The sequence below is a fragment of the Rhodococcus sp. NPDC059234 genome (genome assembly GCF_042754225.1).
In the GTDB taxonomy this organism is placed as follows: Bacteria; Actinomycetota; Actinomycetes; order Mycobacteriales; family Mycobacteriaceae; genus Rhodococcus_G.
The window spans coordinates 19,963-32,435 of the sequence record NZ_JBHZAH010000052.1 but is presented as its reverse complement, the minus strand read 5'-3'; the positions used below and the strand labels follow the sequence as shown (position 1 = coordinate 32,435).

General features: G+C 69.1%; 12 protein-coding genes. 5 read left to right on the top strand and 7 right to left on the bottom strand.

Annotated elements, in window-relative coordinates:
• Positions 1-107: 107 nt before the first annotated feature.
• A complete protein-coding gene (locus ACFXGJ_RS13200) occupies positions 108-434 on the bottom strand; it encodes a hypothetical protein (RefSeq protein ID WP_378620207.1) in 327 nt (108 codons plus the stop codon).
• Positions 435-1,093: 659 nt separating this feature from the next.
• Here ACFXGJ_RS13200 and ACFXGJ_RS13195 point away from each other — a divergent pair.
• Entirely contained in the window at positions 1,094-2,068 is a 975-nt protein-coding gene (locus tag ACFXGJ_RS13195) for a helix-turn-helix transcriptional regulator (RefSeq protein ID WP_378620205.1), read from the top strand.
• Between the two features lie 87 nt (positions 2,069-2,155).
• Here the strand turns inward: ACFXGJ_RS13195 and ACFXGJ_RS13190 are convergent, their stop codons facing one another.
• Positions 2,156-3,589, bottom strand: coding sequence for an MFS transporter (locus ACFXGJ_RS13190; RefSeq protein WP_378620210.1), 1,434 nt, complete (start codon positions 3,587-3,589; stop codon positions 2,156-2,158).
• 185 nt (positions 3,590-3,774) lie between these two features.
• Between ACFXGJ_RS13190 and ACFXGJ_RS13185 the strand changes: the two genes are divergently transcribed.
• Complete coding sequence (locus tag ACFXGJ_RS13185) at positions 3,775-3,987, top strand: heavy-metal-associated domain-containing protein (RefSeq protein ID WP_378620202.1); 213 nt, start codon at positions 3,775-3,777, stop codon at positions 3,985-3,987.
• Positions 3,988-3,996: 9 nt separating this feature from the next.
• Here the strand turns inward: ACFXGJ_RS13185 and ACFXGJ_RS13180 are convergent, their stop codons facing one another.
• Both ACFXGJ_RS13180 and ACFXGJ_RS13175 read right to left on the bottom strand, forming a co-directional pair.
• Positions 3,997-4,941: an alpha/beta hydrolase family protein gene (locus tag ACFXGJ_RS13180; protein ID WP_378620200.1), complete on the bottom strand. Its 945-nt coding sequence runs from the start codon at positions 4,939-4,941 to the stop codon at positions 3,997-3,999.
• Positions 4,941-5,762, bottom strand: coding sequence for an SGNH/GDSL hydrolase family protein (locus tag ACFXGJ_RS13175; RefSeq protein WP_378620197.1), 822 nt, complete (start codon positions 5,760-5,762; stop codon positions 4,941-4,943). Before ACFXGJ_RS13175 ends, ACFXGJ_RS13180 begins: the two co-directional genes overlap by 1 nt.
• A gap of 180 nt (positions 5,763-5,942) precedes the next feature.
• On the opposite strand from ACFXGJ_RS13175, the gene ACFXGJ_RS13170 reads away from it, so the two are divergent.
• The 3 genes from ACFXGJ_RS13170 (at position 5,943) to kstD (ending at position 9,721) form a co-directional block, all read left to right on the top strand.
• Positions 5,943-7,211, top strand: a complete 1,269-nt coding sequence (locus ACFXGJ_RS13170; protein WP_378620194.1) for a PucR family transcriptional regulator — start codon at positions 5,943-5,945, stop codon at positions 7,209-7,211.
• Positions 7,212-7,365: 154 nt separating this feature from the next.
• Complete coding sequence (locus ACFXGJ_RS13165; RefSeq protein ID WP_378620191.1) at positions 7,366-7,989, top strand: TetR/AcrR family transcriptional regulator; 624 nt, start codon at positions 7,366-7,368, stop codon at positions 7,987-7,989.
• A gap of 43 nt (positions 7,990-8,032) precedes the next feature.
• On the top strand, positions 8,033-9,721 hold the full coding sequence (gene kstD, locus ACFXGJ_RS13160; protein ID WP_378620189.1) for a 3-oxosteroid 1-dehydrogenase: 1,689 nt from the start codon (positions 8,033-8,035) through the stop codon (positions 9,719-9,721).
• 848 nt (positions 9,722-10,569) lie between these two features.
• On the opposite strand, the gene ACFXGJ_RS13155 is transcribed toward kstD, so the two are convergent.
• From ACFXGJ_RS13155 to rsmA, 3 genes are all read right to left on the bottom strand, one after another.
• Entirely contained in the window at positions 10,570-10,860 is a 291-nt protein-coding gene (locus ACFXGJ_RS13155) for a hypothetical protein (protein WP_378620187.1), read from the bottom strand.
• A gap of 240 nt (positions 10,861-11,100) precedes the next feature.
• Entirely contained in the window at positions 11,101-11,376 is a 276-nt protein-coding gene (locus ACFXGJ_RS13150) for a hypothetical protein (RefSeq protein ID WP_378620184.1), read from the bottom strand.
• 188 nt (positions 11,377-11,564) lie between these two features.
• Entirely contained in the window at positions 11,565-12,470 is a 906-nt protein-coding gene (gene rsmA, locus ACFXGJ_RS13145) for a 16S rRNA (adenine(1518)-N(6)/adenine(1519)-N(6))-dimethyltransferase RsmA (RefSeq protein ID WP_378620181.1), read from the bottom strand.
• Between the last annotated feature and the right edge of the window lie 3 nt (positions 12,471-12,473).

Genomic DNA, 12,473 nt, shown 5'->3' with positions numbered 1-12,473 from the left:
CTCTGGGCGGGGCCCATAACAGGGTGTCGGGATCTATTTCTAGCTGCGGGGGGCGCCGCCGGAAGTCGTTCCGGGGCGCCCACTGCTGTGACTGCCCTCCCGAGGGGTCAGACCTGGTCGTCCATTCCGGGACGCGCCAAGCAGTAGTTCTGGCCCAGCAGGAGGTTCCGCACCGTACTGCAGACAGTGCCGACCACGTCGAGGCCGGCATACACAACCGGGCTCAGGATCATGTCGGTGCTCGTGAGGAGCGTGTCCGACGACCCGACCGTGTCCGCGGTCGCCAACGTCGCCTCCGACCGGGAGTGGATGACGTTCTCCGCCGGGTCGGAGGAATCTGCCGCCGCGGTTCCAACACCGCACGCCAGACCCCCTGCCAGGGCAGCAGCAACGACGACCGTCGAGATGATTCGACGCCCGGAGTGATGTCTCATCAAGATCCTCCTGTGTGAAAGGGGCGGGACCTCGGACGGGGCCCCGCCATGACAACTGCCGCGAGACCGACATCGGTCGACGCGGTCGTGAACAGTTCCAGGGGTGATGGAAGAAACGTCACCAACACGTTCGCCGGCACGTGACGAAACCCCCTCAGGCAGTGCAACCGACAACCCCCGCCACGCACCCGTCGGCCGCGACGATCTGCCGTCGGGGGCCAACGTACCCTGCACTCCGCACTCGCGGGTGTGGATTCATTCCAGTGCGACACAACATGATTCGTAAAACGCAACGAATCACGCAGACGACACGGCCTTCGCCGTCGGCATCCCGTCGGGGTGCGAGTCCCGCTCCGTGGCGACAAGCGCGGCAAGCCGGACCGGTGACCGGCCAGGGCCCCGAGTGTCACTACGGCGAAGCCAGTCCCCCGCGCCGGAAGCGCCTCATCGAGCCGGGTCCCCTCCGCCACAAGTCGGCCATCGCGATTGCCCCTCCCCCGAATTCCTCGAGTGTTCCAGGGACCCGCACGATCGAAGAGGACGTTGTCGGGGGCTCACTCGGCGTGTGGGCGCGAGAACCTCCCCTCGATGCGGATCGTCAGTCGACTCCCCGGCTAATGCGGACCACAACTGTCCGCAATGACTGGCAGAGTGGTCCCATGCTCGAGACCTCGGCACGACTCCTCCGACTGCTGTCGCTGCTGCAGACGCGGCGGGAATGGTCGGGCGCGGACCTGGCGGAACGGCTGGCCGTGACGCCACGGACGGTGCGCCGCGACGTGGACAAGCTGCGCGACCTCGGGTATCCGGTCAACGCGAGCGTTGGCGTCGGCGGCGGGTATCAGCTCGGCGCGGGCGCGGAGATGCCGCCGCTGCTGCTGGACGACGAGGAGGCGCTGGCCGTCGCGTTCGGCCTGCAATCCGGCGCCACCGGATCGGTCGAGGGCCTCGGCGACTCGTCGCTACGCGCACTCACCAAACTGCGGCAGGTGATGCCCTCGCGGCTGCGGCACCGCCTCGACGCGCTGCGGATCGACGTGGTGCCCCAGGGCACGCCGCGGTCCGCGGTCGACGCGAAGGTGCTCTCCGCGATCGCCTCGCTCTGCCACGTCCACGAGCGGCTGCGCTTCGACTACCGCACCCCCGACGGCACCGAGAGCAGGCGGGAGGTCGAACCGCACCGACTGGTCCGGGCCGGGGCGCGGTGGTACCTGGTCGCCTGGGACCTGACGCGCGACGACTGGCGATCGTTCCGGGTGGACCGGATGACGCCCAAAACGCCCAGCGGGCCCCGGTTCACGCCGCGCGAGCTGCCGGCGGGCGACGCCGCCGCGTTCGTCTCCCGGGGCATCAGTCGCGCCGCCGGCCAGGCCCGGGCGCGGGTGCTGCTCGACGCCCCGATCGAGCAGATCGCGCCGATGGTGGACGCGCAGTGGGGCGCAGTCGAATCCGTCGACGCTGAGCACTGCGCGGTGGACCTCACCGGCGGTTCGCTCGCGGGGATCGCGAACTGGCTCACCGCGTTCGGGGTGCCGTTCACAGTGCTCGACCCGCCTGAGCTCCGCGAGGAGTGTCTCAGGCGGGCCGAACACCACGCCATGCTCAGCGAGCGGTACCGCCGGAGCGCGGGCTGAGCCAGGCCCGCACGGCGACCAGCAGACAGCCGGTGGTGCAGCGCAGCACCGCCCGCACCCGCGGATCCTCGAACACACCTGCCGGCCTCATCGGGCCGGCACCGGATCGGCCTGCGGCTCGGTCACGGCCGAGCGCAGGGTGACCTGTGCCAGCACCGCCCCGGCCAGGGCGATCACCGCGGCGGCGACGAAGGCCGCCGAGAAACCGTCGGTCAACGCCACCCGGTCCCCGAGCGCCCCCGCACCTGCCACCGCCGCGATGGCCGTGGCCGCGGCCAGCCCGAGCGCCGATCCCACCTGGTAGCTGGTGTTGACGATGCCGGAGGCGAGCCCGCCCTCCTCCGGGCGCGCGCTGGAGATGGCCGTGCCGAGCGACGGAATGAAGGCCAACGCCATGCCGAGCGCCGACACCAGCGAGGCCGGCAGCACGTCGACCCAGAAGTTGCCGTCCGGGCGAACCAGCGACAGCCAGCCCAGACCCGCCGCCAGCAACAGCAATCCGGCCACCACCAACGGCTTCGGGCCGAACCGTCCGATCAGCCGCGGCGCGAGCACAATCATCCCGATCATGATCAACGCGGTCATCGGGATCAGCGCGGCACCGGACGGGAACGCCGAGTACCCCAGCACCTGCTGCAGGTAGAGGTTCAGGAAGAACCACATCGGGATCCAGGCCGCACCGAGCAGGAACTGCGCGAGGTTGGCCGCACCCAGGTTCGGGGTCCGGAAGATCGCCAGCCGCACCAGCGGCTCCCGACGCTTGGCCTGGATCACCACGAACCCGGCCAGCAGGACCGCCGCCGCCGCGAGGACGCCCCAGGTCCGCGGGTCGCCCCAGCCCACCTCGGGAGCGCGGACGATTCCGTACACCGCCGCGCCGATGCCGAGGGTCGCGGTGAGCGCGCCGATCAGGTCCACGCCACCGGTCGCGACACCGCGTCCGCCCGGCAGCAGCGCCGGCCCGGCCACCAGGGCGAGCACCGCGATCGGAATGTTGATGTAGAACACCCACGGCCACGACGCGTACTCGGTGAGCAGGCCGCCGAGGAACACCCCGGCCGTACCGCCCGCCGGTGCCGCCGCGCCGTATACCGCCAGCGCCCGGGTCAGTTCCCGGGGCGTCTGCCCGAACAGCATCATCAGCAGGGTCAACGCGGCGGGGGCGATCAGGGCCGCGCCGACCCCCTGGACGGCGCGGCCGGTGAGCTCCACGGCGACGTTGCCGGCGGCACCGGCGACGGCGGAGCCCGTCAGCAGGATCACCCAGCCGAGGCCGAACATCCGGCGGGCCCCGAACAGATCGGACAGCCGGCCGCCGAGCAGCAACAGGCCGCCGAAGACCACCACGTAGGCGTTGAAGACCCAGGTCAGGTTCTCCTGGGTGAATCCGAGGTCCTCCCCCATCCGCGGCAGCGCCACCCCGATGATGGACGTGTCCATGATGACCATGAACTGTGCGAGCGCAATCAGTCCGAGCGCCAACCACTTTCGAGTTGACGTCGGGTTGTCGATCGAGTTCATCTCGATCACCCCTCCCATGGGATTCGAAGTCGCGGCGACATTGCCGCGTTTCGATTTATACCCCCCATGGGTATATGAGGCAAGGCTAGATCCGGACTTGCCATCCTTACCCCCTGGGGGTACGGTCGGATTTCCGGAAAGCCCGTACCCCCTATCGGTATCGGGTGAGACAAGAGGAGATCCACATGACCATCGCGAACTACACCGTCACCGGCATGACCTGCGGCGGCTGCGCGAGCTCGGTCCGCAAGGCGGTCGACGGACTCGACGGCGTCACCGCCATCGACGTCGACCCGGGCACCGGTCGCCTGACGATCACCAGCACTGCACCGCTCGCCGAGTCGGCGGTGATCGGCGTCGTCAGCGACGCCGGCTACGCGGCCGCGCCGCTTCGGTAGCGGCCGTGCTCAGCGAATGCCCGCGGCCCGTGCGTTGCGCTCGACCACGCTGAAGTCGGGATCGCCTGGCAGCAACCAGTTCTCGCCGACGAAGAAGCGTCCGGCGTCCGGGTCCCCGCGCAGGGTGTGAAGCAACCAGGCGGTGCTGACGCCCCACAGGGGGCCGGACGGATCGTGGTCGAGGGTGTCGAAGTGTCCGACACCCCGACCGACCGCGAGATACGTGGGGTTGGGATTGCCGCGGAAGTCGAGCTGCGGCCACAGGAACCACGGCACGATCCAGTCACGGTCACCGCCCACGATCAGGGTTTGCGAACGAACCAGCGGTGGCAACGTCAGCGGCCCCGGCTGGATCGCCAACGTCGACGTGACGCGGGGATTGGCCGCCATGTTCAGGGCGCCCTGTCCCCCGGCCGAGTGACCGACCGCGGCGACCCGGGCGGTGTCGATGCGGCCGAACAGGGGGCTCGCCGGGTCCGCGTTCGCCAGATCGGCCTGAATCAGGCTCAGGTTCATGGACACTCCGAACGCGGGCATCGGGCTAGCCGAGGCAGCCACCACGAAGCCGTAGCTCGCGAGATGCCGGAGCAGCGGAGCGTAGAAGGACGGCACCGCACCGCTGCCGTTGCCCCACACCACGAGTGGGAGCGGGCGCTCGAGCGACGCAGGGTCATCCGGGTAGAAGAACTGCGTGGGCACGAAGGCGAGATCCTGCGGCCACTCGACGTTGTCGGTCCCGAGCAGTGCACGCAGTGGTCCGGCGAGGACACCGACGCTGTCGCTGCGCGAGTTCGACGTCACCGAGTACGGTCCCGGTCCCGCCCACAGGTCGTTACTGCGTGTGGGCGCGGCCCGGACGCTCACCCCCGCCTGAGCTGCGACCGCCGTGCCTGACCAGAGGCAGGCCACCACGATCAGCGCGGCGACAGCCGCACCGATCCTGTTCCGCACCACTACCGCAGCTGCTGTGCGACGTGCGCGCCGATGGCCCGCATGCCGAGTGCGGTCGGATGCAGCGGGACCGCGAGCTCGCCCGGCACCACACCGGTGTAGTACGCACCCGCAGGCTCGGCACAGATGTCGTGGCCGGCGGTCGCCGCGGTGATGTCGACGAACTCGACTCCCCGCGACCGCGCCTGCGCCGCCATCGCGGCATTCATATGGGCGATCACGCTCTGCAGGTAGTCGGCATCCTGTGGCCAGATCGGCTGGGTACCGGGGCATCCACCGGGGCGGATGTAGGTCCCGTAGCCGATCACCGCGACGCGGGCCTGCGGGGCGCGCTCGCGGACGCGGTCGAGCATGGCGCCCCAGGCCGGCGCCCATGCGTCGATCTGCGCGACCTGCTGGTCCTGACCGCCCTTCGTGAATCGGTCCCGGCACGAGAATCCGGTCGGCTGGGGCAACGGATTGACACAGCTCAGCGCGGTGGTCACCAGCCCGAAGTCGTTGGCACCGGAGGTGATCGTGACCAGGTCGGTGGTCGGACCGAGCGCGTCGATCTGGCGGGCGACTGGTCCACCGACGGTGGACTGCGGGACGTCGGTGAGGTTGACGGTGCGCGCGGAGGAACAGGACACGTCGGTGAGCCGGGCGCCGAGATCGGCAGCCACCACCGACGGGTAGTTGTGGTTCGAACGCAGGCAGCCGAGCTGTGCGGTGTCCTGGTCGGGGATGAGCGGTCCGGCCGCCGCCGAGTCACCGAGCGCGACGTACTCGATCGGTTGCGGCGCCGCGGCGGCCACACCGGACGCGACGACCGGTAGGGCGAGCACGGCACACACCGCGCCCCAGCGTGACGCTCGTCTGAACGGTCGGAACACTTCGAACTCCTTGTCTGCGATGTGGGCCGCACCTCTCGGCCAGTTGTCCGGCCGAGAGTGACGTGGATTACATAGTCTCCGGAAGGTGGCTGGTCGGCGTTGTCGGCCGCGCTCGAGATTCGGGAGGAATTTGTGTCCGGAGACAAAGGAGTCGCCGCCGGTCCGGTGGTGCTGAGCGGCCGTCCGCTGGCCGACCAACTGGCCCAGCGGACCCACGACCTCGTGGCCGCCACCGTGCACGCGGTGCGCACCGAGGTGCCGTTCTACCGGTCCCTGCCGGACGAGGCGGTGCGTACCGACGTCACCGCGATCATCCTGCGCAATCTCGAGCTGTTCATCGCCGCGCTGCGCGCGAACCGGACACCCGAGCCGGACGAACTCTCCGCGGTGAGCAGGTCTGCGGGGCACCGCGCCGAAGAACTCGTCCCGATGGCAGACGTGCTGCGCGCTTACCACATCGGGGTCGAACACTGGTGGGAGGCGATCACGGCCCTCGCCGCCGAGGGCGACGGGCCGGCGCTGGCCCGGGCCGGTCGGTTGCTGCACAGCTACCTGCTGGTCGCGACCACCGCCGTCCTCTCCGGCTACGGCGCCGACCGGTCGCCGTCGCGAGAGGACGACACCGCGGTCCGGTCCCTGTTCGCCGCGCTCACCTCGGGGTCCGGAGCGGAATCTACCGCCGACCACTTCGGGCTGACCCTCCCCCGCCTCTACTGGGTGGTGGCCATCCATGTCGCGCCACACCCGGACGAGGCCGCCGCCGACGTGGACACCGCGGTCGCACAGCGCCGCAAGACCAGGCGGCTGCTGAGCGAGCTCGACGGCCTCGGCCGGGACCGAGCGTTGACCGCGATCGGTGCCGCGGGTGGCACGGCACTTGTTCCCATCGTGGAATCCACACCGTCCGAATCGGATTGGGCCGACGGTCCCGAGTACCTGCGGTTGCGTCGCGGCCTCACCGGAATCGAGCGGATCCTCGACACCTCGATGGTGTGCGCAGTGGACGTCGCCGCACCGACGCGGGTCCCCGACGCGCTCGCCCGCGCCCGCGACGTGCTCGACGTGGCCCGTCGCTACGGCCGGCGTAGCGGCACGGTCGGGATGCACGACGTCGCAGTCGAGTACCAGTTGACCCGTCCGAGCGCGGCGACCCGGATACTCGCGAACACCCTGTCCCCGCTCGATTCCCACGAGGACGTTCGCCTCACCTTCGAGGCGTACCTGGACGTCGGGTGCGACCGGACCGCGGCGGCAGCGATGCTGCACGTGCACCCGAACACCGTCGCCTACCGCCTGCGCAAGGCCGCGGCACTGACCGGGCTGGACCTGACCACGCCGACGAACCTCCTGCGAGCCGCGGCCGCCCTGGCCGCGTGGCGATCCACCTCGTATCTGCCGTGACCGAACCACCCGAGAAAATTCGACATAAACTCACTACTTGACAGCCGCTGTCATGTTTGGAGACTATCTCAAAGGGCGGAATCGAGCGACGGCGCCGCCCGCGACGAGAGGCGGATCCGGGGACGGTCCCCGAGTCCGGGAAAGGCGCAATTCGATGTCCTTGCGTGAGCGGCAACGACTTCAGGTTCGGGCGGACATACAGCGCGCAGCGTTCGCGCTGTTCGCACGTGATGGCTTCGACGAGGTGACCACCGAGCAGATCGCCACCCAGGCAGGGGTCTCACCGAGCACGTACTTCCGGCACGTGCGCAACAAGGAGGACCTGCTGCTGGACCCGGTGCGCCAGGGTGGCGCCGGCATCGTGACGCTCCTCGAGGAACGTCCGGATTCCGAGCCCGCCGACGTCGCCCTGGCACGGGCGATCCTGGCTCGATCGAACACCTTCGAGGCTGCGGAGATCGACGAGTGGCGCTCCGCCTTTCGCACCGCCCCGCACCTGATGGACCGGGTGGCGTTGATCGCTCCGGAGCACCGGGACCGGTTGGTCGCTCTCGTCGCGGCACGAATGGGGTGCGATACCGAACTCGACAGCCGCCCGGGCCTGCTGGTGCATCTGATGCTGGCCGCCGCGGAATTCGGCTACCGGCAATGGATACGCGGACCGCAGCGGCGCGGCGCGTCGCTCCAGGTGTGCGTCGAGGGGGCCCTCGACGCAGTCCTCGACACCCGGTGGCGCACGGCGGCCGGACTGGATTCGAAGGGAGTCGAAAGTCTATGAACTGCAATACAGTCGGGACGAACCGCCGAACGGGGGTCTCTCGATGACGCGGCCGAACGACACCGCACCGGACGACGTCGTCGACCTGGTCGTCGTCGGTTCGGGAGCGGCCGGGATGGCCGCCGCCATCACTGCGGCCAGGCACGGCCTCGACACCGTACTCGTGGAGAAGTCACGGTACTGGGGCGGCTCGTCCGCCCGGTCCGGCGGCGGGGTGTGGATCCCGGGAAACTCGGTGCTGCGCCGCCAGGCACCACCAGACGAACTCGATTCTGCGCGAACGTATCTGAACAGCATCGTGGGCGACGACGTGGATCCCCGCCGTCTCTCCGCATACATCGACCGCGGCCCGGAGGCCCTCGATTTCCTGATCGACAACTCGCCGCTGAAGCTCGAGTGGGTGAAGGGCTACTCCGACTACTTCCCCGAGGCGCCCGGGGGCCGGGCAACCGGGCGGTCGTGCGAGCCGGTCCCGTTCGATGCACGCCGTCTGGGCGACGACCTGGAGACACTGCACCCGCCGTACACGAAGGTGCCGCTGAACGTCGTGGTCAAGCAGTCCGACTACCGCTGGCTCAGCACCGGGCTCCGCAGCTGGCGCGGGCCGCAACGGATGCTCCAGGTGGGCGCACGAAGCGCGCTCGCAAAGCTGCGGCGGCAGAAGCTGATCGGCCTCGGGTCCGCGCTCATGGCCGAGTTGATGCTCGGCGTGCGCGCCGCGGGCGTCCCCGTCCGGCTGGACACCGCCATGACCGACCTGATCACCGAGGGTGATCGCGTGGTCGGGGTGGTGCTCGACAGCGACGGTGTGCGCACCCGCCTGCATGCCCGCCGCGGCGTGGTGCTGGCCTGTGGCGGGTTCGACAACAACAACGAGATGCGCAAGCAGTACCAACGCGAACCGAGCAGCGCCGAGTGGACCCTGGGCGCCCCCACCAACACCGGCGACGGGATCACGGCCGCCCTGCGACTCGGCGCGGCGGTCTCCCACATGGACGACGCGTGGTGGGCGCCGTCGATCCCGCTGCCGAAGGGTCCGTGGTTCGCCCTGGCCGAGCGGTCACTCCCCCGCAGCCTGATGGTCAACGAGCGCGGACAGCGGTTCATGAACGAGTCCCTGCCGTATGTCGAGGCCACGCACGCCATGTTCGGCGGACGGTATGGTCGGGGCACCGGTCCGGCGGAGAATCTCCCGGCGTGGCTGGTCTTCGACCAGACCTACCGCGATCGCTACCTGTTCGCGGGCGTGCCCGCCCGGCGGCCGCTGCCGCGATCCTGGACGAAGTCCGGCGCCATCGTCACGGCCGGAACCATCGCCGAGTTGGGTGACAAGATCGGGGTGCCCGCAGAGGCCCTCGTGGCCACGATCGAACGGTTCAACGGGCACGCCCGCACCGGCAGCGATCCCGACTTCCATCGCGGAGACAGCAAGTACGACCACTACTACGGTGACGGCACGAACCGGCCCAACCCCAGCCTCGGCGAGCTCACCAAGGCGCCGTTCTACGCGGCGAAGATGGTACCCGGGGACCTCGGCACCAAGGGCGGCATCGACGCCGACAGCACCGGCCGGGCGTTTCGCACGGACGGCACCGTCATCGACGGCCTGTACGCGGTGGGCAACACCAGCGCACCGGTCATGGGCCATACCTACGCCGGCCCCGGCGCGACCATCGGACCGGCGATCGTCTTCGGCTACCTCGCCGCGCTCGACGCGGCCGGGCACAGATAGGAGCGGGCCGTCCGGGACGCCCCCGGACGGCCCGTCACCACTTCAGAACAGGAGACCCTTCACTGTTGAACGACCGGCCACAGCGTGTCGCAGCAATCTCCTCTGCCGCTGCCTTCGTGGTGAGCAACAGCCTGCGGCTGCGTCGATTCAAGTAGCAACGGCTACGCCGCCGGTCACGGCAGCAGGTCGCAACGACCTGCTCCCGGTCCTATCCGATGCCGTAGCAGAAGGTGTTCGGGTAGGTCTGCAAACTCCCAGTCGGAAGTGCTGCCAGAAAGCCGCCCACTCCGGCGCTGATGTACTGTTGCCGCACTTGATAATTCGTTAAACGTAACAGATCCCGACTAGCGCTTGCTCCGGTGTCAGCGCCGCGCCATGGTCACTACCGGGGTGAAATTCGACTCACCCTCACATCTGGCCGCAACCAGGGGAAGCGGGGCAGGGCCGACTACTCCCACCCAGCCCGAAGATCGGATTGAAGAGAAAATAGACGGGGTTCGCCAAGAAGCCGTCCACCGATCCGGCGGGCAAGCCCACAACAACGGACTCCACCGGCAGGAGGGCTTCGGCGGGCGACGCGGACGCAGCACCCGACCCGGCGGCGAGGCCTCCTGCCAGCACGGCAGAGGCAACAATCACGGAGGCAAGGCGCCCGCCCTTGTGACCACGCATGTTTCGATACTCCGATCAGTTGATGGTGGGTGAATATCTGTTGCGGTGCATGATGATTCGCTGAACGTAGGCTCGCGGGCGTGTTCGCTGCGAGCAACTGCTAGTCCCACCGCGACCCCCGGTCGGCCGCGCCCAGTCGCCATTCGATGCCGGGACAGAACCCTGACGAGGGCAGATCACACCTGAGCCGCGCCACAGAACTCTTTTTTGCAACCGATGAGACTCCCCGAGACACTCCCCCCCATGGAACGGTCTAGCCCGTCAAGCTGGTCGAGAACGAGCCGGAAGAGGCTCGAAGCCACGTTGCCGGCAAATTCGTTGGCCGAGGCTGCCGATCCGGATGCGGGAAGCTCGCCGGCATCGGGAGTGACGGCGGTAGCGGCGCCGGATCCGGCGGCGAGGCCACCGGTGAGCACCGCGGCGACGAGAACCGTGGATGCAAGACGACGCATGGCGGGACGAAGCATGTTCAAACTCCAGTCGATGTGGCGTGCTCGTGGGGCGCTTCGGAAGTATCGAGATTCACCGACCCCGAACACGCTTTCGGTCACCGTGCAGGCAGGGCGCCTACCCGGCAGGGAAATCCACATACTGTTGCTGCACTTGATAATTCACTGAACACAACGAGACTGCGGACGGTGCGCCAGCGAATCGGAAGGTCGCGCAGGCCACCAGATGGTCGGCGGCGCTCCTCGTCCAGCGGAGGACTACGCCTGGCCCGAAGGCCTGTCCATGCTTCCCAGATCCTGCAACAACAGGGAGAGGGTCGCCCCGGCCATCCCGAGCAGCGGGAAGACCAGGTTCTCGAGCGAAGGATCCTCGAAGAACCGGGCGGACGATCCACCTTCGGCGGAACCGGTCGCGACGGCCTGCAGTGGATCGAGCCCCGACCACCCGTCGGCCGATGCGGACGCCGCCGCGGTGCCGGTGCCGGCAACGAGGCCGCCTGCGAGCACGGCCGTAGCCAGCACCGTGGATGCCATACGACGTCCCGTGAATCGAGACATGACGAACCCCCTCAGTCAGAGTTACCGACGATGCTCCCAACACACCGACCGGTGGCGTCGAACCGACGCCGGCGACAGCGTAGGCGACAAAACACCACCCCGAGATCGGATTCGAATACCACTGCCCCAATTGAGTATTCGTTCAACACAACCGAACCCCAGGACTACTCGACGCTCGCCAACCTCACGAAGGCTGCGGCGTCGAGGACCTCGCCGCGGGCGGTCGGATCGATTCCCGCCGCGACCAGTCGACGTTCCGCCTCCGCGGGCGAGCCCGCCCATGTCGCCAGCGCGGCCCGAAGGGTCTTGCGGCGCTGCGCGAATGCGGCATCGACGACCGCGAACACCCGCTTGCGATGCGCCTCGTCCATCGGCCACGGCGCGTTCTCGTAGCGGTCGATCCGGACCAGCCCGGACTCGATCTTCGGTTCCGGCCAGAAGACGTGACGCCCAACGGAACCCGCGCGCTTCACGCGACCGAAGAAGCACGCCTTGACGCTCGGCACCCCGTAGATCTTGCCGCCCGGCTGCGCAGCGAGCCGATCCGCGACCTCCGCCTGGACCATCACCAGGGCGGTGCGCAGGCTCGGGAACTCGGCGAACAGGTGCAGCAGCACGGGGACCGCCACGTTGTACGGCAGGTTCGCGACCAGCGCGGTCGGCTCGGCCGGCACCTGAGACTTCAGCACCCGCATGGCGTCCTCGAGGACGACGTCCAGGCGGGCGGACAGGTCGGGGGCTCGCTCGGCGACCGTCGTGGGCAGCCGGGCCGCCAGCTTCGGGTCGATCTCGACGGCGACGACCCGGTCGACCACGTCGAGCAGAGCCAGCGTCAACGAGCCGAGACCCGGGCCCACCTCGAGGACCACGTCGTCGCGGGTTACGCCGGACACCGCGACGATCTTGCGGACGGTGTTGCCGTCGTGGACGAAGTTCTGCCCGAGCTGCTTGGTGGGCCTGATGTCGAACTCGGCCGCCAGCGCCCGCACCTCGGCCGGTCCGAGCAGAGCCGCCTGCCCCCGCGGAGCGGATTCGGGCAGGTCGGAAGGGGCAGCGGGTTCGTCGGACACCCG